The 23,620-nt window shown below is 57.7% G+C and carries 22 protein-coding genes; 16 read left to right on the top strand and 6 right to left on the bottom strand.

Going from position 1 to position 23,620, the window contains the following annotated elements:
• Positions 1-755 precede the first annotated feature (755 nt).
• Positions 756-1,232, top strand: a complete 477-nt coding sequence (locus AB3G35_RS15320; RefSeq protein WP_169917305.1) for a hypothetical protein — start codon at positions 756-758, stop codon at positions 1,230-1,232.
• Between the two features lie 130 nt (positions 1,233-1,362).
• Here the strand turns inward: AB3G35_RS15320 and AB3G35_RS15315 are convergent, their stop codons facing one another.
• Entirely contained in the window at positions 1,363-1,998 is a 636-nt protein-coding gene (locus tag AB3G35_RS15315; protein WP_169917304.1) for a hypothetical protein, read from the bottom strand.
• A 483-nt stretch (positions 1,999-2,481) separates the two neighbouring features.
• On the opposite strand from AB3G35_RS15315, the gene AB3G35_RS15310 reads away from it, so the two are divergent.
• From AB3G35_RS15310 to AB3G35_RS15275, 8 genes are all read left to right on the top strand, one after another.
• The gene (locus AB3G35_RS15310) at positions 2,482-3,162 is read left to right on the top strand and encodes a quinone oxidoreductase (protein WP_169917303.1); all 681 of its coding nucleotides are present in this window, start codon (positions 2,482-2,484) and stop codon (positions 3,160-3,162) included.
• Between the two features lie 42 nt (positions 3,163-3,204).
• On the top strand, positions 3,205-3,954 hold the full coding sequence (locus AB3G35_RS15305; protein ID WP_315246419.1) for an SDR family NAD(P)-dependent oxidoreductase: 750 nt from the start codon (positions 3,205-3,207) through the stop codon (positions 3,952-3,954).
• Between the two features lie 40 nt (positions 3,955-3,994).
• Positions 3,995-4,195, top strand: a complete 201-nt coding sequence (locus AB3G35_RS15300; protein ID WP_169917301.1) for an SDR family oxidoreductase — start codon at positions 3,995-3,997, stop codon at positions 4,193-4,195.
• Between the two features lie 254 nt (positions 4,196-4,449).
• Positions 4,450-4,653, top strand: coding sequence for a helix-turn-helix domain-containing protein (locus AB3G35_RS15295; RefSeq protein ID WP_169917299.1), 204 nt, complete (start codon positions 4,450-4,452; stop codon positions 4,651-4,653).
• A 720-nt stretch (positions 4,654-5,373) separates the two neighbouring features.
• Complete coding sequence (locus AB3G35_RS15290; RefSeq protein ID WP_095039540.1) at positions 5,374-6,420, top strand: DMT family transporter; 1,047 nt, start codon at positions 5,374-5,376, stop codon at positions 6,418-6,420.
• A 45-nt stretch (positions 6,421-6,465) separates the two neighbouring features.
• Positions 6,466-7,050: a DedA family protein gene (locus AB3G35_RS15285; protein ID WP_016781035.1), complete on the top strand. Its 585-nt coding sequence runs from the start codon at positions 6,466-6,468 to the stop codon at positions 7,048-7,050.
• A 472-nt stretch (positions 7,051-7,522) separates the two neighbouring features.
• Complete coding sequence (locus AB3G35_RS15280; protein WP_016781034.1) at positions 7,523-8,050, top strand: DUF4174 domain-containing protein; 528 nt, start codon at positions 7,523-7,525, stop codon at positions 8,048-8,050.
• Positions 8,051-8,275: 225 nt separating this feature from the next.
• A complete protein-coding gene (locus AB3G35_RS15275; RefSeq protein WP_016781033.1) occupies positions 8,276-8,887 on the top strand; it encodes a LysE family translocator in 612 nt (203 codons plus the stop codon).
• On the opposite strand, the gene punR is transcribed toward AB3G35_RS15275, so the two are convergent.
• Entirely contained in the window at positions 8,823-9,782 is a 960-nt protein-coding gene (gene punR, locus AB3G35_RS15270; protein ID WP_083369857.1) for a DNA-binding transcriptional activator PunR, read from the bottom strand. The genes AB3G35_RS15275 and punR overlap by 65 nt on opposite strands.
• Positions 9,783-9,900: 118 nt before the next feature.
• On the opposite strand from punR, the gene punC reads away from it, so the two are divergent.
• Entirely contained in the window at positions 9,901-11,082 is a 1,182-nt protein-coding gene (punC, locus tag AB3G35_RS15265; RefSeq protein ID WP_315246400.1) for a purine nucleoside transporter PunC, read from the top strand.
• A gap of 566 nt (positions 11,083-11,648) precedes the next feature.
• Here punC and AB3G35_RS15260 read toward each other — a convergent pair.
• Positions 11,649-12,344, bottom strand: coding sequence for a pirin family protein (locus AB3G35_RS15260; protein ID WP_369781723.1), 696 nt, complete (start codon positions 12,342-12,344; stop codon positions 11,649-11,651).
• A 256-nt stretch (positions 12,345-12,600) separates the two neighbouring features.
• On the opposite strand from AB3G35_RS15260, the gene AB3G35_RS15255 reads away from it, so the two are divergent.
• Both AB3G35_RS15255 and ggt read left to right on the top strand, forming a co-directional pair.
• Positions 12,601-15,072: a UvrD-helicase domain-containing protein gene (locus AB3G35_RS15255; RefSeq protein ID WP_369781722.1), complete on the top strand. Its 2,472-nt coding sequence runs from the start codon at positions 12,601-12,603 to the stop codon at positions 15,070-15,072.
• Between the two features lie 14 nt (positions 15,073-15,086).
• The gene (gene ggt, locus AB3G35_RS15250; RefSeq protein WP_369781721.1) at positions 15,087-16,916 is read left to right on the top strand and encodes a gamma-glutamyltransferase; all 1,830 of its coding nucleotides are present in this window, start codon (positions 15,087-15,089) and stop codon (positions 16,914-16,916) included.
• 88 nt (positions 16,917-17,004) lie between these two features.
• Here ggt and AB3G35_RS15245 read toward each other — a convergent pair whose 3' ends face one another.
• Positions 17,005-17,283, bottom strand: coding sequence for a DUF1652 domain-containing protein (locus tag AB3G35_RS15245; RefSeq protein ID WP_016781028.1), 279 nt, complete (start codon positions 17,281-17,283; stop codon positions 17,005-17,007).
• A gap of 241 nt (positions 17,284-17,524) precedes the next feature.
• Here AB3G35_RS15245 and AB3G35_RS15240 point away from each other — a divergent pair, with 241 nt between their 5' ends.
• Genes AB3G35_RS15240 through AB3G35_RS15225 form a run of 4 tightly spaced genes read left to right on the top strand, consistent with a single transcriptional unit; the run spans position 17,525 to position 21,304 of the window.
• Positions 17,525-18,343, top strand: a complete 819-nt coding sequence (locus AB3G35_RS15240) for an AraC family transcriptional regulator (RefSeq protein ID WP_016781027.1) — start codon at positions 17,525-17,527, stop codon at positions 18,341-18,343.
• 48 nt (positions 18,344-18,391) lie between these two features.
• Positions 18,392-19,798 (top strand): FAD-binding oxidoreductase, encoded by a 1,407-nt coding sequence (locus AB3G35_RS15235; RefSeq protein WP_106115849.1) that lies wholly within the window; start codon positions 18,392-18,394, stop codon positions 19,796-19,798.
• A 30-nt stretch (positions 19,799-19,828) separates the two neighbouring features.
• Entirely contained in the window at positions 19,829-20,170 is a 342-nt protein-coding gene (locus AB3G35_RS15230) for a cupin domain-containing protein (protein WP_016781025.1), read from the top strand.
• 54 nt (positions 20,171-20,224) lie between these two features.
• Positions 20,225-21,304 (top strand): polyamine ABC transporter substrate-binding protein, encoded by a 1,080-nt coding sequence (locus tag AB3G35_RS15225; protein WP_016781024.1) that lies wholly within the window; start codon positions 20,225-20,227, stop codon positions 21,302-21,304.
• On the opposite strand, the gene AB3G35_RS15220 is transcribed toward AB3G35_RS15225, so the two are convergent.
• Positions 21,305-22,294, bottom strand: coding sequence for a 2-hydroxyacid dehydrogenase (locus tag AB3G35_RS15220; RefSeq protein ID WP_369781720.1), 990 nt, complete (start codon positions 22,292-22,294; stop codon positions 21,305-21,307).
• Positions 22,295-22,299: 5 nt separating this feature from the next.
• Complete coding sequence (locus AB3G35_RS15215) at positions 22,300-23,595, bottom strand: MFS transporter (RefSeq protein ID WP_016781022.1); 1,296 nt, start codon at positions 23,593-23,595, stop codon at positions 22,300-22,302.
• Positions 23,596-23,620 lie beyond the last annotated feature (25 nt).

Below are 23,620 nucleotides of genomic sequence, written 5' to 3'. Positions count from 1 at the left end.
AAAGGGGGCTTGATCTAAGTCTTCAGTCATCGCTCTCAGAGCATCTTAGATTCTTCAAGTCCGAAGGGAGTATCAATCATCGGGTGATGCCTGGCTAAGCTTGAAAAGTTACGTAGTACATCGAACATCTTGAGGAGCCGACTATCATCTTTCGTACTCCAGAGCTCGTTTGCAGCGGTGTCATTTCATTGGTCGTCCCGTCTGAAGCCACTCCAAGTAGGCTTGCAACACCGCTTGTACGGACGATTTTTGAATAAAGGTTCCAAGTACTCCTCCCTGATCACATAGTCAGACAGGTGAATACACCGATGATCATTAATGTTTTTGCTATACGAGGCCATCATACTGCGACAGCCTGTCGCAGGCTGGGCAAGAATTTTTTGGCGTAAATTATCAACGTTTGGGCCGGTTAGCTCTAACGATCTAAATTACAATCATTGCAAGGACTGCCCCAATTAAGTGGAGGCATAGAAGAGGTGTTCCTAGCCGTGTCTACAGCACGCTTCATTAGAAAGTGTATTGCGTCCATCCAGTGCTTGAGCGTCCGAGCGAATGCTCATCAGTCCGTTTTCGAATCTGATTGTCCTAAATACTAACTGATTAACCTTATCTTAATAATTGAACCGACAACTAATATTGCTATCCTAGCGATCAGTTTGACTATATACCCTTGATGACGCCTCGAACCTGAGCCCGGTGCTTTTACGCCTTTCGAGCTTGCTAGATCGTCACCTGAATTTAGCTAGAGGCTCGAAATGCATTCTTGGCAACGCTGGACATTAGGCATCCTTACAATTGGCGGCGGCGTGACAGGAATTGCTCTAGGTATCACATTCCTGGACGTTAGTATTTCTTGGCTCCCCGGGTTAGTTTCGGTCGTTTTCCTCACTCTTTATTTGTGGGGAACTTGGTGTGGCATAAAAATTTTAAAAGGCTCACCAGAAGCGCTACGCAGCAGCATGCCCTTTTGGTCAATCCAGATCCCGGTCATCCAGTCTTCTTTAGCCAGCTACATCTTCTCCAACGGAGCTTTTGCGGGAGTATTGTTGAAGCCAACAGAACACAGGTTCGATCTCCAAGTCTGGATCGGGAGTCAAGCGGAGATATCCGTTATGACTGGCAAGCCGCTAACTCTCGGGATCAATGTATTCGCTCTGTTTGTTGTTGTATGGTTATGGCGTTTGGTACGTGTGCAAGCCTCTACTACTTCATTAAAACCAGAACTGCTTTAAGGTTGAGCCAGCTTAGGCACAACATTTTTACGGGCTGTCCTGTCTGTGCCGATTGGCTCAAGTTGGCCAAAAGCGGACGTTCGCGAGTGACCGCTTTCGACGCACAGCTGCCTGTAATGTTAGGCTGATTTCAATCGATCGCCTTACTAACTGCGGCGCCAATAAGTGCGAACGGCGCCAGCACAACCACGAAGACTGTCATCCAGGCTCCCGTATAAGCCTCGTCGATCTTCTTTCCCAACTCTGATGTCGAGGAAGCAGGCTTTTCACGCTTGGAAACACTCAGTACATAACGATAATGCTCGGCCTGGTCACCATGGCGAACGCGGCATGGTTGTTGACTCACGTTTACATAGCGTCCTCTCGCTTTGTCACCTTCTCTTACCGACTGGTCGATTGTACTGTTATAGCTGTCGATGTCTTGTTGCAGGTTCTTCATCTGCGCCTTGAGGTCGGATTCACATTCGTCCTCGCTGGTGAATACGTGGCTATCCTTGTTGATCACGCTGGGACGATTTTGGCTATCCAGATAAACGTTAATTTCACCGCCGTACCCATCATCGCGTTGAAACACCCTGGCCCCCTGGAGTGTCTCGAAACCAGTTTTGGTGAGCGCGTTGAGTTCATCGCCGGAGAGCGGCTTATGCAAGGTATAGCCGTAGACCTGTGGCCCGATGATTCCCGTCTTCTTTGAAGGTGTGGAACACGCCGTTAATGATGAAGCAATAATCGAAAAGCATAGTGCGACACAGATCATCCTGTTCATGAATTCATCCGTTGAATTTTTGTATCACCAATAATCAGGGGTAGGGTACCTGACGTCTACACCAGCATGGTATGTACGAGTTGTTGGTTAGGGCATTATTATTCCAATAATACTGGGCGACGAGCTTGGACAAAATGATGGTGTCGGCGTTGGTGGCCTGCGAGCGCGAGTTTATCAACGCTCGCCACTGACTACTTAGCGTGTGAAATTTTGGGCAGCAACACTCCTGCGCCTCCTTTACACCATAGGGCCCTGCTAGCTAGGCAGGGCGATAACGCACTCAACCTGGCTACCGTTTCTCGAAATTGGTAGGTTCATCTCTGAGGTAGCGATGCAATTTTGCCGAGACCTCGGATAGTCCATGAACAGGATCGCTCATTACAACGTCCCCATTGGACGGGCGGATCATGAAGTTGGAAATGGACAGATCGAAATCAATGTCATGCAGATACTCAGGGAGTAAGCTACGCTGAACGACGCAATGTGCTGGCCGAGCGCGTGTTCAAACTACCCGACCAAAACCTCGACTCTGCAACCGCCGCCGGCGCACTGTTTCGTGGACTCACAGCCTGGTATCTCGCCACACGTTTGAAAGACATCAAGGCCGGTGATTGGGTGCTGGTACACGCAGCAGCGGGTGGGGTAGGTCTGATTTTGACCCAGTGGCTCTCTCATCTTGGGGCCAATGTGATCGGCACCTGCGTGGGTGACGAGAAGGCCCACATCCTCAAAGAGTACGGCTACGCCCATCCCATCAACATCGAAAAGCTCGATTTCCTCGAAGAAACCAAACGATTGACTGATGGCAAGGGCGTCAGCGTCGTCTACGAGTCCATCGGCAAGGACACCTTCGAAAAGTCTCTAGATTGTGTGCAACGCTTCGGTCTGGTGGCCTCCTTCGGCTGGGCGTCCGGTGATGTACCGCCCATAGATCTGGCCTACCTGCGCAACAAGGGTTCATTGTTCATCACCCGACCCACCATCTCGCATTACGTGGCAGAGGCGGCTGACTTCCAGCACGGCGCAGGAGAGCTGTTCGACCTGGTGAAGAAAGGTGCTTTACGCATTCGCATCGACAACGCTTATCCGTTGAAAGAAGCGGCTACTGCGCACCAAGACCTGGCGGCTCGTAAAACCAGCGGGTCGGTGATTCTCACTGTGTGACCGCGACGCTTTCTCCACAAAACAAGAACAAGGGAGAACACCATGTTACTTAAAGGCAAGACCGCCATCGTTACCGGTGGCGCCTCGCTGAGAGGCATCGGCTGGGCAACTGCCAAGTGTTTCGTCGAAAACGGTGCGCGTGTTGCACTTATAGACCTTGATCAGAGCGCGACCGACGCGGCGGCTGCTGAGCTCGGGAACGGTTGTATCGGATTGCAGTGCGACGTCCGTTCCGCGGACGCCTGCCAGCAAGCCGTAGATGCGGTTATCGATGTCTTCGGCCATGTAGACATCCTGATCAATAACGCCGGCGTAAGTCAGCCGTTCAAGCTGATGGCCAGCACGCTTGAAGACTACGACTTGGTCATGGATGTCAGCCTGCGCGGGGCATTCAACATGTCTCGAGCTCTTGTTTCACATCTTCGGGCCCGGCGCAGCGGTGCGATCGTCAACATGGGGTCGGTAGCTGCTCAGCGCGGTGGCGGGGTGCTTGGTGGGCCGCATTACGCCGCAGCAAAGGGTGGGGCGCAGACTTTGGCAAAGGCCATGGCGCGGGAACTGGCCATCGACGGTATCCGAGTCAATGCGATCGCCCCCGGCTTGGTCGATACCGAGCTGCTCATTGGAAAGCTCACTGATGAGGGGCGCCAGGCTGCATTGAACGCGACGCCTCTTGGCCGTCTGGCCATCCCCAAGGATATTGCCGACGCCTGCCTGTTCCTCTCGTCTGACCTTTCGAGCTACGTGACAGGCGTAGTTCTGGACGTCAATGGCGGGCTGCACATCCACTAGGTTGATGCCGCCATTGACGGCTTATATGGGAGATACCGATATGTTGCTCAAGGATAAGGTAGCGGTTGTCACGGGTGCGGCATCGCTCAATGGCATTGGCTGGGCCATCGCCAGTCGATTTGCGGAGGAGGGCGCAAAAGTAGTCTTGCTCGATATCGCAGCCGACAAACTCGAGATTGCCAAGGAAAACCTCGGTGATCCACATCAGGGATTGGTATGTGATGTCCGCCAACCGCCCTAGCAATTCCAGCTTTTAAAAGGCCATTTGTTGTCACCCCCTAAAAAATCCCCCCCCCCGCCTCAAGCTTAAGCCGAACCTTAACAGTATAGCTTTCTTGTACTCACTCCTTAAATTTACGATCTGTCAATAGAAAGCCCAAATAAATACGACGATCGGTCGTTGACCTCTCCGCAAAAAACAATGAGCATGTATTGACACCAGACAGCCCCAGGACGTGCGAAAGGTGAAACCTATTGACTTTAAAGGGTATTTTTATGCGCTTGCCACAAAATAGCGATTACGTCCCGGCTAAAGAAGCTGCCGCAATTCTCGGCCTGTCTCCTGAGACCCTTCGCTTTTGGCGGTACACCGGCAAGTACAAAGACATGCTGCCACCATTTATGCACATCAGCCGGAAGATCTTTTACAAAAAAGCTGATGTACAGCGATTTTCCGAAAAAAGCATGAGCGCCGCCTAACACCAGCCTGGTGTTTTACTCGCGGTAGAAAATAAGGTGCACCGTCTTTGGTTGAGGCGGTGCGCCTTTTCTTTTGCGCGATCACCTCTCCTACCTCATCACCAAAGATCCACTTGGAAGCCGCTTGGGAGCTGCTCGCTTGCCGCTTGCCAATAGAGACTGGCGATCAATCAGGAGCTTCTGTGGCTGGCGGGAGCTTATGTGGGCGGTGCGTAGCTTGCTGGAGATTGGACTTTTGAGCGCTGCGGCTCCCTAATAGCTCCCAAGCGCTGAGCTGTATGGACTTGGAAAGTATTTTACAGAGAGGAAATCGCTTCAACAGGCTGATTTAATTGAGGTTTTTTTGATTTTTTGTAACGCGAAGGGATGATGGGGGTTGACCCCCGGGGGATTTTAAGTCCCATGCGTCTACCAATTTCGCCATTCGGGCGGTAGCGCTGTAAAGCGGGTCACGAAGGTCGGTGCTTTAACGAACAAAGTACTCAAGGCCCGCGCAACAGGTGGACGAATATATAGAGCCTGCGCCCATGAGGCAAGTTCGATAGCGCGTATTTGGCGACATTTTTTTTCCCGTTGGCCGGCTAAAACCGTCGAAAAATCATAGATATAAGTATCGGCCCGGGTTTGCGCCCGTGCTGGCGCAGGCATTTGCCGCGCTGCTGCGGCGCGTATTCCCGAGTAGGCTAGGCTGCTTGCACAGCCGGGACATGAGTGGGCGTGATGAATACGAGTGTGATTTATGCATTGGCAGCCGCTGCGCTGTTCGGGGCCAGTACGCCACTGGCCAAGGTGCTGGGGACTGAAGTCTCGCCGGTGATGCTGGCCGGGCTGTTGTACCTGGGCAGTGGCCTGGGGTTGTTGCTGGTGCGCTGTGTCCGCGATCGGGGCTGGAAGCGCTCGGGCCTGGGGGCCGGTGAATGGCCCTGGCTGCTGGGGGCCATCGTGTTTGGCGGGATCCTGGGGCCTGTCGCCTTGATGTTCGGTTTGACCCTCACCAGCGGTGCGACGGCTTCGCTGATGCTCAATCTGGAGCCGGTGCTGACTGCGCTGCTGGCCTGGGTGGTCTTCAAGGAAAACGCCGACCGGCGGATTGTGCTGGGCATGCTCGCAATCATTGTCGGCGGCGTGGTGTTGTCCTGGCCGGCGGGGGGCGGCGCGGTTGTGTCGCGGTCCTGGCTTGGGCCGTTGGCCGTGGCATTGGCCTGTTTCTGTTGGGCGGTCGATAACAATCTGACGCGCAAGGTGTCTGCTTCAGATGCGCTCTATATCGCGGGCGCCAAAGGCCTGTTCGCGGGGCTGGTGAACTGTGCGATTGCTTTGATTCTGGGGGCGAAGATCCCGGCGCCCGGGGTGCTGAGCCCGACCCTGCTGATCGGTTTTTTAGGCTATGGTGTGAGCCTGGTGCTTTTTGTCCTGGCCTTGCGCGGCCTGGGGGCGGCGCGCACCGGGGCGTATTTTTCGACGGCGCCTTTTCTGGGCGCAGCGATTGCCATTGTGCTGCTGGGCGAGTCGGTGTCGCTGCTGTTCTGGCTGGCTGCAGCCTGCATGGTGGTCGGGGTCTGGCTACACCTGACCGAAAGCCATGAGCATGAGCATGAACATCAGCCGCTGGAGCACTCCCATCGCCATACCCACGATGAACACCACCAGCACACACATGCCGAGGATGTGCCGGCCGGCAAGGCCCACAGCCACACGCATCAGCATGCTGTAATCAGCCACAACCACCCGCACTTCCCGGATATCCATCATCGCCACCGGCACTGAGTCGCTGCATTTTGCACCCTGATTTAATGGAGCTATGGACTGCGCATGTTTGAACACATCGATTTTAATTACCTGCTGGCAACCTATGGCTACCTGGCCATTTTTATCGGCTGTCTGCTCGAAGGTGAAACCATTCTGATTCTGGGGGGGATGGCGGCGCACCAGCATGTGCTCAAGCTGTTGCCGGTGATTGGCTATGCCAGCCTGGCGGGGATGCTGGGGGATCAGTTGTTGTTTTGGGCCGGGCGTTATTTCGGTGCTCGCCTGTTGCCGCGCCTGCACAAGCAGCAGGCCGCCATCGATCGCGTGACGCAGCTTATTAACCGGTATCCGACGGTGTCGATTTTCTCGGTGCGGTTTTTGTATGGCATGCGCTTGATCGGGCCTATGGTGATCGGTGCCAGCAAGGTGTCGCCGTTGAAGTTTCTCTGTATCAATGCCCTGGGCGCTGCTGCTTGGGCAACGCTGTTTGCCAGTGGCGGATATTGGGCCGGGGAGTTTCTCGAAGGCATGCTGGGCGACCTCAAGCCCTACCGCTTGCCGATTGCCCTGGGCGTCGTGGCATTGATGGTGGTGGTGGCCGTGGCCCGTCACTACAGGGCGAAAACCAAGGCCGTCAAATCGAGTTGATCCGCGGCCTACTTGTTTACCATTTGTGTCTTTGAACCGGGTTTTTTGTCCTGTCAAAAAACACCAAATGCCCTTCGGTAAATTGGATTTTACTCGCGCTCATAGAGGAATTTTCCTGCGCCAACTGTCGTTGTTGCCATCTTGTGAGCGCCACGATCTCTAATGTTTTCGGGCTCGCTCGACGGTCTCCAGGTGCCCGCTGCTGCCGTCAGCCTGGCGGGAGCAAGGGGCAGGCTGATCAAGGGGGTGGCGTTGATGTTCTGGCGTGTGTCGGGAGGGTCGCGTGCGCTGGGGATGGGCAATACCCGCCCGGGATGCAGTTGCAAAAAATAAACATGAAAGGCAAAGTCCGGGAACCCGGTTGCGTGACTGATCCCTTGGCCTACGCTTTGAACTACAGGCTCAATGCCAAGGGTTTCAAGGCATTGGTAACACGCTCGCGAAGCCGGTCCGATAGTAAAAGGAGATCTGGATGTTTATCCGTTTATTGATCCTTGCCTCTGTGCTGGTCACTGGCACGGCGCAGGCCGTTGAAGTTCCAAGCCCGCTCGAACAGGACCGCGGCAAGTTTCGCCCGCTGGTTATCGTTGCGCGTGCCGAGGCCGACCCAACCCTGGTCAACCTCAAGAAAGCCCTTGAGGACCCGGCCAACAAGCAGGCTTTTGACCAGCGCAATATGGTGCTCTATACGATTGTGGGCATTACCGGCAAACGCGATGGCAAGGACCTTGAACCCCAGAGCACCATGTCGCTGATTCGCGGGCTCAAGCCGGGGATGATCATCGACCAGGCCAAAGTGATCCTGATCGGCAAGGATGGCGAAAAGAAAGTCGAGACAGTGGGTGATGTTGACCTCGCCGAGCTGTTCAAAACCATTGATGCCTTGCCCGTGGCCGAGAAGGAGACCCAGGCTCCGGTTGCCGTGGAGCCGCCCGCCAAAGGCAGTGCGGCGGGCAAGTCGGTTAAGCCGGGCAAAGCGGTGCAGGCGCTGGATGACTGAATGCCAGGCAAAAAAAGGCCCGCTGGGGGAGCGGGCCTAAATGGGATTCACTAAAGGAGTGGATCCAATCTAGGCGCAATGATGTGAAATTGATGTGAAAGCCTTGCTGTAATGACGCAAGCCACTGCCAAGGTGTGTGGTGAAAATAGTGCCCATCTGTAGCGCAATGCCAGCACGGTAATCCGATAGGGTGGAGCTACTGCTCCCTGACTGTCGGATAACCTTATGCCGTTCTCCCTTGAACTGATCTCTGCCTTCGCGCTCTTTGCCTTCGTTTCCTCCATCACCCCTGGCCCGAATAACACCATGCTCCTGGCATCAGGGGTCAACTTTGGTTTCAGGCGCACCATCCCCCATGCCCTGGGGATCAGTTTCGGCTTTATGTTCCTGGTGCTTGCGGTCGGCCTGGGGTTGGGCGGGGTATTCAAGGCCGTCCCCGTGGCCTACACCGTGCTGCGTTATCTGGGGGCGGCGTATTTGTTGTATCTGGCGTGGAAGGTCGCCACTTCGGGGCCAGTTTCGCCATCGGAGGCGGCCCACGGCAGGCCGTTGGGCTTTTGGGGCGCGGCGGCCTTTCAATGGGTCAACCCCAAGGCCTGGGTCATGGCCATTGGTGCAATTACCACCTACACGCCGTCCCAGGGTTATATCGCCAACGTGTTTATCATTGCCCTGGTGTTCGCCATCATCAACTTGCCCAGCGTGTGCGTATGGGCAGGCTGCGGCAGTGCGTTGCGCAGCGTGCTGACCAGGCCCAGGTGGCTGCTGGCATTCAACCTGACGATGGCGATGCTGCTGGTGGTGTCGCTGTATCCGATTCTGTTTGATGTTCATTGAGCCATTCCTGGCTCAGGGTGGCGGTGTCTCCCAGATACTCCAAAAGCCAGCTCATGGCCGGGGAGTGATTTTTCTGCGCCCAGGCTATGCACGAAGGGCTGGCGGGGAAGGGCCGCTGCAGATTCAGTGCAAGCAGTTGCCCCTGGTCGATCAGGGGCTGGGCCAGATGGGCCGGGACCATGCCCACACACAGGCCGTCACTCAAACAGGCCAGCCCCGAAGCCCAATCGGGCACCATCATCCGGCGCTGGTTATCCAGGGTCCAGGTGTCGCGTTTGGGCAGGCTGCGCGAGGTGTCATCCATGCATAGCGCAGGGTAGGGCCGCAGGTCCTCATCACCGAGCAAACCGGGAATGGCCGCCAGCGGATGCTGCGGGCTGGCAACGCACAACCAGTGCAGAAAACCCATATCGCGAAAGGCGAAACTGCCTGCAACCGGCACGGCACGGGTGGCGCCGATCACCAGATCTGTGCGGCCATCCACCAGGGCATCCCACACACCGTTGTACACCTCGTACTGAACGATCAGCTCCACATCGGGAAAGTGCCGATAGAAGTCGATGATCATTTGCTGGCAGCGCGGCTTTTTGATGATTGAGTCAACGGCCACCCGCAACTGGCCGCTCCAGCCATTGGCAACCTGCTGGCAGAGACGGCGGGTGCCGAGCATTTTTTTCATCACGTCGCGGGCTTCTTTGACAAACATCTGCCCGGCGGGCGTCAGCTCCACGTCGCGGTGGCGACGCACAAACAATGGCACTGCCAGCCACTGCTCCAGTTGGCGCACGGTGTAACTCACGGCGGAGGGTACGCGGTGCAGCTCTTGGGCTGCGCCACTGAAACTGCCGTGGCGGGCGACAGCGTCAATCACATCCAGGGAGTATTCAGACCACACGGCTTTGCCTTCAAAAAATTCGATGTCAGTTGGCAATTATTATCGCTTCACAAGCAAATGCTCAACTGGATAATGCGCGTCAGTCAACAAATTGTTTGATGGCAAGTTTTGGGTGCACATGAAGAACTCTTTTGGATTTACCTGTTACCTCGCCGGGCTCAGCATGCTGGGTTATCTGGCAATGGATATGTACTTGCCGGCATTCGGCACGTTGCGCAGTGAGCTGGGGCTGTCTGCGGGGGCGGTGGGCGCCAGCCTGAGCATCTTTCTGGCCGGTTTTGCCCTGGGCCAGTTGCTGTGGGGGCCATTGTCGGATCGCTGGGGGCGCAAGCCGGTGTTGCTGGCGGGGCTGTCGCTGTTTGCCCTGGGGTGCGCGGGCATGTTCTGGGTTCAGGACAGTGTGCTGCTGCTGAGCCTGCGGTTTATTCAGGCCATCGGCATTTGCGCGGCGGCGGTGACCTGGCAGGCGCTGGTCATTGACCGCTACCCGGCTGACAAGGCCAACCGCGTGTTTGCCGGGATCATGCCGCTGATGGGCCTGTCACCTGCGTTGGCGCCGTTACTGGGGGCCGTGGTGCTGGGGCATCTGGGCTGGCAGGCGATTTTTGCGGTGTTGCTGGGTTTGGCGCTGCTGTTAATCGTTCCGACGCTGCTGCTCAAGGAGCCCCCTCGCGTAGCGTCCAGGGCAGTCAAGGCAAGGGTGAGTTACTGGCAACTGCTGAGCACTGCAACTTTCAGTGGCAACGTGATGATCTTCGCCGCGTGCTCGGCCAGTTTTTTTGCCTGGTTGACGGCCTCGCCCTTTATTTTGGGTGACATGGGCTACAGCCCAAGCGATATCGGCTTGAGCTACGCGCTGCCTACTGTTGCATTTATGGTGGGTGGCTACAGCTGTCGCAGCGCGCTGCAGCGGATCAGCGGACGGGCGCTGTTGCCCTGGTTGCTGGTGGCGTACTGCGCGAGCATGGTCGGGTTGTATGTAGTTGCGACCCAGACCGTGCCGACGCTGACCACCTTGCTGATACCATTTTGTCTAATGGCGCTGGTTAACGGTGCGAGCTATCCGATTGTAGTCGCGAGTGCATTGAAGCCGTTTTCGCAAAATTCCGGCAAGGCCGCAGGTTTGCAGAACACCTTGCAGCTTGGATTGTGCTTTTTGGGCAGCTTGCTGGTGTCGAGTTTTATCAGCCAGCCGCTGCAAATCACGGTAGAAGTGATGCTGGCAACGGCGCCACTGGCGGTGCTGGGGTATTTTATTCAGCGGCGCAAGGTGAATGCCGAGGTGTTGGCGGCGTCTTGACTCAAGAAACTTCCCGTGACGCACCTGTCACCCATCAGGCGCGAGCCACAAAAGAGTGAGGGTAGGCCCCCCATGCCAACAGGCCAACAGGCCGGCCGGTCGGCCGCCTCGGGTGCAGTGCTTTTGATCTGCCAGCCCTCCCGGGAGGCCGAGAGGAAGTTCTGTGGAGTGGGTCGACCGGCATGGATGCCGGGAGAGCCGCGATGGGCCATGGATGGCCCGTGGCGGCGTGCCCACGGAGCAGGACTGTAGCGAGGGCACCTGAGCGAAGCGAAGGCCGTACGATGGGGCGAAAGCGCTTTGGTTACTTTGCCGCTTTTGCAAAGTGACTCGCTGTAAGAGCGAAACCTATCTTCCGGTTAAACGCAAATGCCGGATATGTACACGGTGGGTCAGTTTTTCCCGACACCAACGAGTCAAAACAACGCGCCTGTAGGCAATCAGGCGCGTGTTGTTTGAGTGCGTTACCAGTATGTGTCCAGCGATTTGTCGTTATAACTATTGACCAGCCGTACGCAGCCTTCGTGCCTCGACAGCGACTACAGAAATTGCGCACGCACACTTCGTCAAGCCACATCCACCAGCACAATCTCACTGTCTTCAATTGCCGTGACCCGTAGCACGGTCTCATCGACAACGGCCACACCGTCCCGTGCGCTGGCCCGTAGGCCATTAACCTCGATCACCCCGGTGGCAGGCACCAGATAGGCGCGGCGGCCACTGTCCAGGCGATACTCGGCAGTCTCGCCGGCCTTGAGGTTGGCCGCTACCAGTCGCGCATCGGCACGAATGCGCAGGCTTTGCTGATCGCCATCCTTGCCGCTGGCCAGGGTCACAAAACCCTCGCGCTGGCCTTTGGGGAAAGGCTTGGCCCCCCAGGACGGGGCATCCCCTTGCTGGTTGGGGATGATCCATATCTGGAAAATCCTGGTCGGCGTCGGCTCCAGATTGTATTCGCTGTGGGCAATCCCGGTACCGGCGCTCATGACCTGCACGTCGCCTGCTTCGGTACGGCCCTTGTTACCCAGGTTGTCTTCGTGGCTGATAGCCCCTTCACGAACGTAGGTGATGATTTCCATATCGCGGTGCGGATGCTTCGGGAAACCGGTGCCCGGGGCGATCACGTCGTCGTTCCATACCCGCAGGTTGCCCCAGTTCATTCGCTGCGAGTCGTAATACTCGGCGAACGAAAAGTGGTGATGGGCGTCCAGCCAGCCGTGGTTAGCTGCGCCCAGTGTGTTGAAAGGTCTGAGTTCAAGCATGATGCTTCTCCTGAGTAGGCTGCCAAGGGTTGCCCGGTTGGCGATGGGATGATTCTCCACCCGAAACCTATCGATAAAAAGCTGAAAAAATGCGTTAAACCCATCTATTTGATTGATGTGTTTCTGAGCCATTAAATCGCTATTAACCTTCAAAACAAGCTCTAAACGGCTGATGCCCAAGCAATTAGCTAGAAATTGGCGGGCAATGGGGCGACCATAGCCCTTCCGCCCGGACAGCCTCACACCTGGAGTCAGCGTGCCGCAACACAATCCCGAACTGCCTGAACAACTTGCCCCCATTGCTCAATTGCCTTTGCTCAAGCGCCTGGCGGCGCGATTGTTTGGCAGTGGCCTGAGCCGTTTGCACGCACAGCATGCGCCGTCCTGGTTGCAGGGGCAGGCGGACGGCTTTCGTAGCGGGCACAGTGCCGGGGTGGATTACGGTTTCAAGGAGGGCCATGCCGAAGGGCTGGAAGAGGGCCGCCAGGTGCTGTTTATCAGCGACATGCGCCCGCAGGTACTGCGTGCCCCCGGGATCGACGACAACCTGTTCGATGACTGGCGCCTGCCGCTGGGCCCGGAACTGAAAAAGCTGATCAAGGCCGACGTGGCCGCCAATCTGCCCGGGCATGCCCAGCCCAGTGCGGCACAGTGGAAGATGATCTTCAGCGATACCCCGTCAACCTCGGTGGTTGCAGGCGCCGGTGCTGGCAAGTCGACTTCGCTGGTGTTGCGCATTCTGTTGCTGACCCATTACCTGGGTTTTGAACTCGATTCGATGACCGTGGTGACCTTCACCCGCGAGTCACGCAAGGACTTTATCAAGAAGCTGCAGGAAATCTTCGCCTTGTGGGGGCGCGATCTGTCGCTCAAGGAAGCCCGTGATGTAGTACGCACCTTTCACTCGCGGATTTTGCCTATGGTGCGCAGCTTGCCCGGCTACAGCCAGTTACAGGCCTTCGAGACCCTGAATAATCGCAACCTGCTCAACGACGACGATACCGACAGCAATCCCTTTGACCTGCGCATCAACGACGCCCAACGCCAGCAGCTCAACACCTGTTATCACGCGCTGCATAACCGTGATGAGCGTTTCCGCCAGGCCCTAGCACCGCTGCGCCTGCATGCCTTGCAGCTCAAGGAGCTGGAGCGCGACCACCCGGATGTGCAAAAACGCATGGCGGTGACCGAGCTGGCCGCCAGGCGTGACGAAGAACTGTGTGACACCCTCGAAGACCTCTGGTTTGCCGCCGGCGCGTGGCCGATCAAGGGCATCGAGCCCAATCGCGAAACGGTTGAGATCAATGGCTCGCAGTTCCATTGCCACGGCTATATTGCCGAGCTGGATGCCTGGGTGGTGTTGGGTTTCGACCCGCGTGAGAACCCGCAGATCTGCCGCCCCGGGGCCAAGCTCAGCGTGCGCGCCGAATGGGCAGTCAAGCGCACGCTGTTTCAAGCTTTTTGCAGTAAGCCATTGATATGGCTTGAAAATTATGACGCAGCCAAACGTGTGGTCAGTGCCCTGGCAGGGGATGCCAGCGCAGGCCCAGGGTTCGATTACAAGCTCAAGGGCGAGCTGGGTTCAGCGCCCTTGCTCGACAGTTTTGTCGCGGCCGCCAGTTTTATCGAAAACCTGGGGCTGGACGTGGCCGCTGCCGTGGGCGACATGCGCTTTGCCAAGGATGACCCGGACCGCTTCTTTTTTGAGGCCTTGAGCCTGTTCTGGCGAGCGCTGGAAGACCATTTGCTGGCACAGACCCCGCCGGTGATGACGTACAACCGCATGTTCTCCCTGTTTGGCGAAAACACCCCGCAGAACTTCAAGCTGCTCAGCCACGAGCAGCTGCGCCCGCTGTCGCACTTGATGATCGATGAGTTCCAGGATGTCTCGCCGCAGATTGTGTCCTGGCTGCGCGCCAGCCTGCGCGAGATCCGCAGCCGTGGTCCGGCCATGCATGTTGGCCGTGGGGCCCAGCGTTCTTCGCTATTGTGCGTGGGCGATGACTGGCAATCGATCTACGGCTGGCGGGGCAGTTCACCCAAGTACTTTATGGAGTTCGACAAGCAATTCCTGTCGCCCGCCACTACCCGGGTGATGCTCAGCGACAACTTTCGCAGTCATCAGCACATCATCGATGCTGCCGAGCATATCGTCCGTGCCGCGCCGTCGATTGCCGGCAAGCGGGCCAAAGCCAGCGGTGAGCCCAAGCTGGCGGTCCCGGTGAATGTGCTCAATCGCGATGATCAGGCCCTGGCCGCGCAGTTGATCGAGCATTACAACGCCGGCGACAGTATCTTGATGTTGTTTCGAAAAAGCAGCGACAAGTTATTGATTGAAAAGGATATACAGTCAGTAGTTAATGTTGATTCTAGGTTGGCGCCGGAGCAACGCAGGCTCAAGCAACTGACCTATCACAGTTCCAAGGGCCTGCAGGCCGATGCTGTTTTCCTGCTGGGGGATTGTCAGCATCTGACAACCTCGCCTTACAAAAACCAGGTGTACCGCATGGCAGGCCTGGGCAAGGAGGGTGACCCCGAGCCGTACGATAATGCCCAGAAAGACGAAATCCTGCGCCTGGCCTATGTCGGCATCACCCGGGCCGTGAAGCATTGCTACTGGTATGTGGAAAACCAGGATGGCCAAGGGCCGAATAACCCCAGAGCCTCGGACCGCGTGCCCCAGGGCAAGGCGTTTTTCGAGGATTTGCGCCTCACCCACAATAATTAAAGGATTGCCTTTTGATGGATGCCCTGTTTGCCAAAAATAACCGTGCCCGTGTATTTGCACTTTCAGCCCTGGCCCTGTGGACGGGGGGATGCAGTACCGTGCAGCCGGGGTTGCAACCGCCCAGCGAGTTGCCTCCAGCACCCGAAATAGCCTCGGGTTTGCGCACCGATATGGCTACGGTACAGGCTACCCGGCATATGGCCGCCGCCGCCAACCCGCTGGCCACGCAGGCTGGCCAGCAAATGCTGCGCAAGGGCGGCTCGGCAATAGATGCAGCGATCGCCATGCAGGCCGTACTCGCACTGGTCGAACCGCAGTCCAGCGGCATCGGCGGCGGTGCTTTCATTATGTATTGGGACGGCAAGCGGGTGCAGGCCTTCGACGGTCGCGAAACCGCCCCGGCGGGTGCTACCCCGGATATGTTCCTCGGCGCAGATGGCCAGCCGATACCATTCTCGCAGGCCCAGATAGGCGGGCGTTCAGTTGGCGTGCCCGGGGTGCTCAGGGCGCTGGAGATGGCCCATCAGCAACATGGCAAACTGCCCTGGAGTGACCTGTTCCAACCGGCAATCAAACTGGCCAGCGACGGCTTTCCTGTGTCCAAACGCTTGCATACGCAAATCGCCGCCGACCCGTTTATCGCTGGCTCTCCGGAAATGGCCCGGTATTTCCTCACACCGCAAGGGCAAGCCTTGCCAGTGGGTACCTTGCTGAAAAACCCGGAACTTGCACACACCCTGCAAACCATTGCAGAGCGCGGCGCCGACGGGTTTTACCAGGGGCCAGTGGCCCGGGCGATGGTGGACAAGGTGCGCTCCCACCCGCGAGCCGGCACTCTGTCCCTGGCTGACATCAACGGTTACCAGGCCCGGGAGCGCACGCCGGTATGTGGTGACTACAAGCAGTGGCAAATCTGTGGCATGCCCCCGCCGTCCTCGGGCGGTGTGGCCGTGATCCAGACCCTGGGCATACTTGAGGCCCTGCAACAGCAATCCCCGGCCTTTGACCTGGCCATAATGCCACCTGTACCGAGCAGCACCGGAGCAAGCCTTGAGCCTTCATCTGCAGCCGTACACCTGATCGCCGAAGCCGAGCGCCTGGTTTACGCTGACAGGGCACAGTACCTGGCGGACAGCGACTATGTACCGGTCAATGTGAAAGGTCTGACAGACCAGGGTTATTTCAAGACTCGGGCGGCGTTGATGGGTGACAGGAGCATGGGCCGCGCCGAGGCGGGGGTACCGGCGGGTATTCACCTGGCCCTGGCCCCGGATCGATCGCCACTGCGCATTTCTACCTCACAAATTGCCGCTGTCGACGATCAGGGCGGGGCCATATCCATGACCACCTCGGTTGAAGCCGCGTTTGGTTCGCATGTGATGACCAATGGCTTTCTTTTGAACAACCAGCTCACCGACTTCTCGTTTGTTCCCGAAGAAAACGGCAAGCCGGTGGCCAACCGTATCGAGCCCGGCAAACGCCCGCGCTCTTCAATGGCCCCGACCCTGGTGTTCGACCGCAACAGTGGCGCACTGGTCGCAACCATTGGTTCGCCGGGCGGTTCGCAGATCATCGAGTACGTCAACAAGTCGGTGGTTGGCCTGCTGGACTGGAAACTAAACCCTCAGGACGCCATCAGCCTGCCCAATTTCGGCAGCCGCAATGTCGACACCGAACTGGAGACAGGCCGCTTCAGCCCGGCCCTGGTGCAGCAGCTGCAGGCCCGTGGGCACAAGGTTGCGCTGATTGAAATGACCAGTGGCACGCAAATTATCATGCGCAGCAAGGACGGTTGGGTGGGCGGTGCCGATCCGCGCCGTGAAGGCACTGCATTGGGGGATTGATGTCTGTAGCAGTTGCCGAAGGAACGAGGCGGCGTCGGAGTACCACGCCATCGCAGCATCGCTTCGCTCCTCAGCGGCTACAGCAAACTCAGGCTTGTGCCTGCCACGCCATCGGCGGCACAAAGCTTTCTAGCTCGTCTTCAACGCACTGGATGATGCGCCCCACCTGGCCGGGCGTCATGACTGCCGAGCAGGGGATACCGGCGACGGCAATCACGGTTTCGCCACTGGCGCGGTCAAACAGCCTGGCCACCATGCTGCTGGGCGCGTCCATGGTCGCCTCGAAGCCCATCGGGTGGAAATGCCAGCGCATCAGTTGGCAGGCATTGGGGAAGGTGACCTTGTTGATGTTGTCCATCGGGTACATAGAGCAATTCCTTTAGCTCAAGGTATCGGGCGGTTGTTTCTGACCGCATCTGTATATCGAGTATTTCGAGTTCAAACCTAGCACCCAAAAGCATTGCTGCTAAGCCTTTTTTACCCTGCAACCCGGTTGTTTACCCGTACTTTGATGTGAATCATGCACTTAGGTGATTTATCCGCTGCCTGTCCCCATTGAAGGCCACGCGCAAACTCGGCACTCTGTATTTTTTGCCCTTGAGCCTGCCATGCCAGCCCCAGACGACGGCCCCGAAAATACCCGCGCCACTGGCGAAACCGTGCTGCGTTACCACCTGTGCTGGAAGCATCGGGATCTGGACGGGGTCATGGCGCTGTATCACCCCGATGTGACCTACAACGACTTCTTCCAGAATCGGGTCATGCTGCTCGATGAACTGCGCGAATATGTGCAGTCGTCCATGCCCAGGGCGCCGGATGAGGCCCTTGAGCACAGCGACCGTATCCGGCTGGATGGCAACACCGCGTTTATTCAATACCGCATGACTTTGCGTGGTAGCCAGGGCCTGGTGTCATTTCGCGCCAGTGAGGCGATTACCGTGCGCGACGGGCTGATCTGGCAGGTCAATGAGTACGCCTCGCTGGTTCACGAAACGGCGGCCAGCCCGGCCCGACAGGGCTCGTTGCGCCCGGCGGTGAGCCGTTTGGGGCTGTCGGCACGGCAACTGAGCTTTATGGCGCAAGACCTGCAAACCTACTTTGAACGCCAGCAACCCTTCCTTGACCCCGAACTTGACCTGCAGCAAGTCGCCAGGGCCTGCGGTTACACGCGCAACCAGATGTCGTACCTGCTTAATCAGGTGCTCGGGCAAAGCTTTTACCGCTATGTGAATCAGGCGCGCCTGCGCCATGTGCTGGCGGCGATGGACGCAGCTGCAACTCCGGCCAAAGTTGATGAAATGGCCTTTGCGGCAGGCTTCAATTCGATTTCGGCGTTTTACAGCTGTTTTCGCCAGCACACCGGGCAATCGCCCAAGGCTTACGCCAAACAAATTTCTTTGCGGGCACGCACGCAAGACGCGCCCTGATGCCAGCGACTAGGATCGAGCCATTCCTGGATCGGTGTGGAGTCGCAAATGCCAGCATGGCGTTCAATCAGTTTATGGATGGACCAGCTCGGGGAGGACCTGACGCCTCGCCCGTCCCTTGAGCATGATCTGGATGTCGATGTGGCCATTATCGGCGCCGGTTACACAGGGCTCTGGACGGCCTATTACCTCAAGCGCCATGCGCCTGAACTGAGCATTGCCATTGTTGAAGCGCAAACGGCCGGTTTTGGTGCATCAGGGCGCAATGGCGGCTGGCTGATGGGCAACCTGCTGGGCGAAGACCGCTTGCTTGCAGGCCTGCCTGCAGCACAGCGGCGCCAATCCTTCGATTTGCTCCACGGCATTCCCGATGAGGTGAAAAACGTCATCGATCGTGAAGGCATCGACTGCGATTATCGCAAGGGCGGCGGGCTGTATTGCGCAGCACGCTACCCGGAGCAGGAAGCCAGCTTGCGCCGCTATCTGGCAAACCTGTATGGCGAAGGCTTGAATGAATCCGACTACCGCTGGTTGAGCCCCGCCGAACTGGCAGAGCAAATCCGCGTGGCAAAACCGTATGGCGCAATCTTCACCCCCCATATCGCCACCCTCCATCCTGCCAAACTGGTGCGTGGACTGGCCCGTGCCGTTGAGCGCATGGGGGTGCAAATCTTCGAACAAAGCCCGGTCACTGAATGGCGTGCAGGCTTTGCCCGCACCGCCAGGGCACAAGTGCGCAGCCGCTGGGTGGTGCCTGCCGTGGAAGGCTACGCCAACACCCTGGCGCCTTTGGGGCGCTATCAACTGCCGGTACAAAGTCTGATCGTGGCAACAGAGCCATTGTCTCAAGCCACTTGGAACGAGATTGGTCTGTGTCATGGCCAGGCCTTCAGTGAAAGCAGCCGGCAGGTCACCTACGGCCAGCGTACGGCAGACAACCGCCTGGTATTCGGTGCCCGGGGTGGCTATCAGTTCGGCGGGCGCCTGCGTGAGAATTTTGACCTCAGCAGTGACGAAATCGAACTGCGCCGCTATCTGTTCAGCGAACTGTTCCCGCAACTTGAAGACGTCGAGATCAGCCATGCCTGGGGCGGCAATCTGGGCATGTCGCGACGGTTTCAGCCGCACATGCTCTGTGATCACCAGCAGGGCATAGCCCTGGCAGGGGGTTACGGCGGTGAGGGGGTAGGCGCCAGTCATTTGGGCGGGCGCACCCTGGCCGACCTGATTTTGCAGCGCGACACCCTTGAGGTCAGGCAGCCGTGGGTATTGACCGCAGGCGGGCTTGGCGCACTCAAGGCTTGGGAACCCGAGCCGTGCCGCTGGCTGGGCTACAACGCGATCATTCGCAGCTTTGTGTACGAAGACAAAACCCTGGCCAATCCGCATAGCCCGCCCTGGCGTCGGCAGTTTGCCAGCCGCATGGCCGGGTTTATGGAAGGCTTCATGCATTAACCACCACGTGCGCTTAACAGGAAGCATGCCATGAGCATCACTCAGTTTAAAAACACCGCCAACGTCACCTTGCAGGAATCTTTCCCCGTCGCCGTGCCGCTGGGTACGCCGGTGGCCGTGACGTCGGTGACCTGCGTCGAGCGCAACGACGGTGTCGAAACCGGTATCTGGGAATGCACCCCGGGTCGTTGGCGCCGGCAGATCATGGAGCAGGAGTTCTGCCACTTCATTCAAGGCCGCTGCACCTTCACCCCGGATAACGGTGAAACCCTGACCATAGAAGCGGGCGATGCACTGATGTTGCCTGCAAACAGCACCGGCATCTGGGATATCCAGGAGACCGTGCGCAAGACTTATGTATTGATCCTTTGATCGCCGAAACCTGCCTATAAAAACAGCTGCCCCAAACATGCAAGGAATCGAATCATGATCCGTATGACCCTGTTGCCCCTGATGCTGGCCGGTACGCTGTGTCAGGCCGCCGAGACCGTGAAGGTCTATAACTGGTCGGACTACATTGCTCCCGACACGATGAAGAACTTCCAGCGTGATACCGGCATTGCCTTCAGCTATGACCTGTTCGACAGCAACGAGACGCTGGATGGCAAATTGATGACGGGTTCATCGGGTTATGACGTGGTATTTCCGTCCAACCACTTTATGGCGCGGCAAATTCAGGGCGGGGCACTGAAGAAGCTCGACAAGAGCCAGTTGCCGAACTGGAAAAACCTCAACCCGGTGCTGCTCAAGGCACTGGAGGTCAACGATCCGGGCAACGAGCATGGGTTTCCTTACCTGTGGGGCAGCACCGGGATTGGTTACAACGTCGCCAAGGTCAAGGCCGTGCTGGGCGAAGATGCGCCGGTGGACTCCTGGGACCTGATCTTCAAGCCCGAAAATATGCAGAAGCTCAAGTCCTGCGGCGTGGCGATTCTGGACAATGGCCCGGAGGTCTTGCCGGCGGCGCTCAACTATCTGGGCTTGCCTCATCACAGCAAAAACCCCGCTGACTACAAGAAAGCTGAAGAGTTGCTGCTTAAGGTCCGACCTTATATCAGCTACTTTCACTCATCGAAGTACACCAGTGACCTGGCCAACGGCAATATATGCGTAGCGGTAGGTTTCTCAGGCGATATCTTGCAGGCCGAAACCCGGGCCAAAGAGGCCAAAAATGGCGTTGAGATCGGGTATTCGATCCCCAAGGAAGGTGCTGCGATCTGGTTTGACATGGTTGCCATGCCCGCCGATGCGCCGGATGAAAAAGCCGCTTACAGCTTTATGAACTATTTGCTGCGCCCGGACGTGATGGCCGGGATCAGCAACTATGTGCACTACGCCAATGGCAACGAACAGGCCGATGCCCTGGTCAGCCCTGAAATCAAGGCTGACACCAAGGTCTACCCAACCCCCGCCATGATGGACAAGCTGTTTGCCCTGGAAGCCATGCCGCTGAATATTGACCGGGTTCGCACGCGCGTCTGGACCAATATCAAAAGCGGCAAATAATCAGCGCAATGCCTGCGGGTTGACCAGGTTGGCCGGGCGTTCACCGGCCAATGCCGCCAGCAGGTTGTCGACGGCGCAGCGGGCCATCGCTTCGCGGGTTTCGAAAGTCGCCGAGCCGATATGCGGGGTGGCCACCACGTTATCCAGTTGCAGCAGCGGCGAGGTCGGCTCCAGCGGCTCGCGCTCGAACACGTCCAGCCCGGCCGCGCGAATCTGGCCTTGCTGCAGGGCGTTGATCAACGCCGCCTCGTCCACCACTTTGCCCCGCGAGATATTGATAAAGATGCTCTCGCGGCGCATCAGGGCAAATTGCTCGGCACCGATCAAACCTTCGGTATCTGCGGTGAGGGGCAAGGTCAGGCAAATAAAGTCGGCTTCTTGCAGCAACGCGTCGAGGCTGCGGTACTGCGCATTGAAACGCGCTTCGACTGCGGGCTTGGGTGAATTGCTGTGGTAGATCACCGGCATGCCAAAGCCAAAGTGACCGCGTTGCGCCAGGGCTTCGCCGATGCGGCCCATGCCGATAATACCCAGGGTCTTGCCATGCACGTCGGTACCGAACTGCTCGGGGCCGACGTTTTTCAGCCATTGCCCATTGCGCACCATATTGGCCAGTTCCACCACCCGCCGGGCGCTGGCCAGAACCAGGGCAAAACCGGTGTCGGCGGTGGTTTCGGTCAGGACGTCAGGGGTGTTGGTGAGCTGGATCTTGCGCTCGGTCATATAGTCGATGTCGTAGTTGTCGACACCCACCGACACGCTGGCCACTGCTTCCAGGTTGGGTGCCAGGTCCAGCAGTTGCGCATCCAGTTTCAGGCTGGCGCCCAAAATCCCCTGGGCTTGGGGCAGGGCGGCACGCAATTGGTCCATGCCCGCGGCGTCCAGCTTGTCGATCAGCGTGACATTGGCCTGGGCCTGCAAGCGCTGCATCAGTTGCGGGGAGAGTTCTTTGTAAAGCACGACATTCTTTTTCAAGGGATTCACCGACATTGAATTCAAGAGTGGGCCAGGCGTTGCGATGTGCTGTGCTGCGACGCAGCAGGGTCTTTGGCTGCGGGTTTAAGCATCAGGGTGAGCAGTACCGAAATCAGCAGCGCGCCGCTCATCAACAGAAAGGACGCGCCCGTCGAACCGGTGGAGCTGTTCAGGTAACCCACCAGGTACGAACCGGCAAACGAGCCCAGTGCGCCCATGCTGTTGATCAGCGCCATCGCGCCACCGGCCACGTTGGAGGGCAGGATTTCCGGGATGATGGCGAAAAACGGACCATAAGGGGCGTACATGCAGCCACCTGCAATCACCAGCAGTGCGTAGGACCACCAAAAGTGTTCTGCACCCAGCATGTAGGAAGCGTAGAACGCGATAGAGGCGATCAGCAGCGGCGGCCAGACGAAGCGTTTGCGCTTTTGCATCTTGTCCGAGCCCCAGGACACCACCAGCATCGCGATCACGGCTGCCAGATACGGCAGGGCCGAGAGCCAGCCGGCTTCGATCATGTCCATCTGCGCGCCTTGCTTGAGAATTGACGGCAGCCACAGGACAAAACCGTACACGCCGATGCTCCAGCAAAAGAACTGCAAGGCCAGCAGGATCACGGCGGGGGTACGGAACGCCGCAGCGTAGTTTTTCACCGGCTTGAGGCCCACTTGCTCGGCATCCAGTGCGCTTTGCAGGTCTTGCTTCTCCTGATGGCTCAGCCACTTGGCTTCGCTTGGGCGGTCATCGGCCAAGCGCCACCAGATAAAGGCCCAGAGCACTGCCGGCAGGCCCTCGACGATAAACATCCAGCGCCAGCTGTAATGCTGCACCAGATAACCCGATACCACCGACATCCACAGCATGGTTACCGGATTACCGAGGATCAGGAAGGTGTTGGCGCGTGAGCGTTCGGCACGGGTAAACCAGTGGCACAGGTACACCAGCATGGCCGGCATCACGGCCGCTTCGACCACGCCGAGGGTAAAACGGATCACGATCAGCCAGTAGGCGTTTGATACCACACCGGTCAGGGTGGCCAGGCTGCCCCAGAGGATCAGGCTGACAAAAATCAGCTTTTTCACGCTGTTTCTCTGGGCGTAGATCGCCCCGGGTACTTGAAAGAAGAAGTAACCCAGAAAGAACAACGCGCCCAGCAGCGATGACAGGCCGGGGGTGATATTGAGGTCTTCGGCCATGCCGGAGGCCGCTGCGAAGCCGTAGTTGGCACGGTCAAGGTACGCCAGGCTGTAGGTGATAAACACGATCGGCATGATGTACCACCAACGACGGGCGGCGAGTTTTAGCGATTGCATATGAGGATGCTCCTGAGCTTGTTTT

Origin of the sequence: Pseudomonas sp. WC2401, assembly GCF_041200115.1 — a bacterium.
Taxonomy (GTDB): Bacteria; Pseudomonadota; Gammaproteobacteria; order Pseudomonadales; family Pseudomonadaceae; genus Aquipseudomonas; species Aquipseudomonas fragi.
This window is presented reverse-complemented; position numbering and strand designations above follow the sequence as displayed.

Bases quoted from the DNA above. Each gene is read 5' to 3' on its own strand.
- AB3G35_RS15320 (WP_169917305.1), top strand. From the start codon at position 756: ATGCATTCTTGGCAACGCTGGACATTAGGCATCCTTACAATTGGCGGC.
- AB3G35_RS15315 (WP_169917304.1), bottom strand. From the start codon at position 1,998: ATGAACAGGATGATCTGTGTCGCACTATGCTTTTCGATTATTGCTTCA.
- AB3G35_RS15305 (WP_315246419.1), top strand. From the start codon at position 3,205: ATGTTACTTAAAGGCAAGACCGCCATCGTTACCGGTGGCGCCTCGCTG.
- AB3G35_RS15300 (WP_169917301.1), top strand. From the start codon at position 3,995: ATGTTGCTCAAGGATAAGGTAGCGGTTGTCACGGGTGCGGCATCGCTC.
- AB3G35_RS15295 (WP_169917299.1), top strand. From the start codon at position 4,450: ATGCGCTTGCCACAAAATAGCGATTACGTCCCGGCTAAAGAAGCTGCC.
- AB3G35_RS15290 (WP_095039540.1), top strand. From the start codon at position 5,374: ATGAATACGAGTGTGATTTATGCATTGGCAGCCGCTGCGCTGTTCGGG.
- AB3G35_RS15285 (WP_016781035.1), top strand. From the start codon at position 6,466: ATGTTTGAACACATCGATTTTAATTACCTGCTGGCAACCTATGGCTAC.
- AB3G35_RS15280 (WP_016781034.1), top strand. From the start codon at position 7,523: ATGTTTATCCGTTTATTGATCCTTGCCTCTGTGCTGGTCACTGGCACG.
- AB3G35_RS15275 (WP_016781033.1), top strand. From the start codon at position 8,276: ATGCCGTTCTCCCTTGAACTGATCTCTGCCTTCGCGCTCTTTGCCTTC.
- punC (WP_315246400.1), top strand. From the start codon at position 9,901: ATGAAGAACTCTTTTGGATTTACCTGTTACCTCGCCGGGCTCAGCATG.
- AB3G35_RS15260 (WP_369781723.1), bottom strand. From the start codon at position 12,344: ATGCTTGAACTCAGACCTTTCAACACACTGGGCGCAGCTAACCACGGC.
- ggt (WP_369781721.1), top strand. From the start codon at position 15,087: ATGGATGCCCTGTTTGCCAAAAATAACCGTGCCCGTGTATTTGCACTT.
- AB3G35_RS15245 (WP_016781028.1), bottom strand. From the start codon at position 17,283: ATGTACCCGATGGACAACATCAACAAGGTCACCTTCCCCAATGCCTGC.
- AB3G35_RS15240 (WP_016781027.1), top strand. From the start codon at position 17,525: ATGCCAGCCCCAGACGACGGCCCCGAAAATACCCGCGCCACTGGCGAA.
- AB3G35_RS15235 (WP_106115849.1), top strand. From the start codon at position 18,392: ATGCCAGCATGGCGTTCAATCAGTTTATGGATGGACCAGCTCGGGGAG.
- AB3G35_RS15230 (WP_016781025.1), top strand. From the start codon at position 19,829: ATGAGCATCACTCAGTTTAAAAACACCGCCAACGTCACCTTGCAGGAA.
- AB3G35_RS15225 (WP_016781024.1), top strand. From the start codon at position 20,225: ATGATCCGTATGACCCTGTTGCCCCTGATGCTGGCCGGTACGCTGTGT.
- AB3G35_RS15220 (WP_369781720.1), bottom strand. From the start codon at position 22,294: ATGTCGGTGAATCCCTTGAAAAAGAATGTCGTGCTTTACAAAGAACTC.
- AB3G35_RS15215 (WP_016781022.1), bottom strand. From the start codon at position 23,595: ATGCAATCGCTAAAACTCGCCGCCCGTCGTTGGTGGTACATCATGCCG.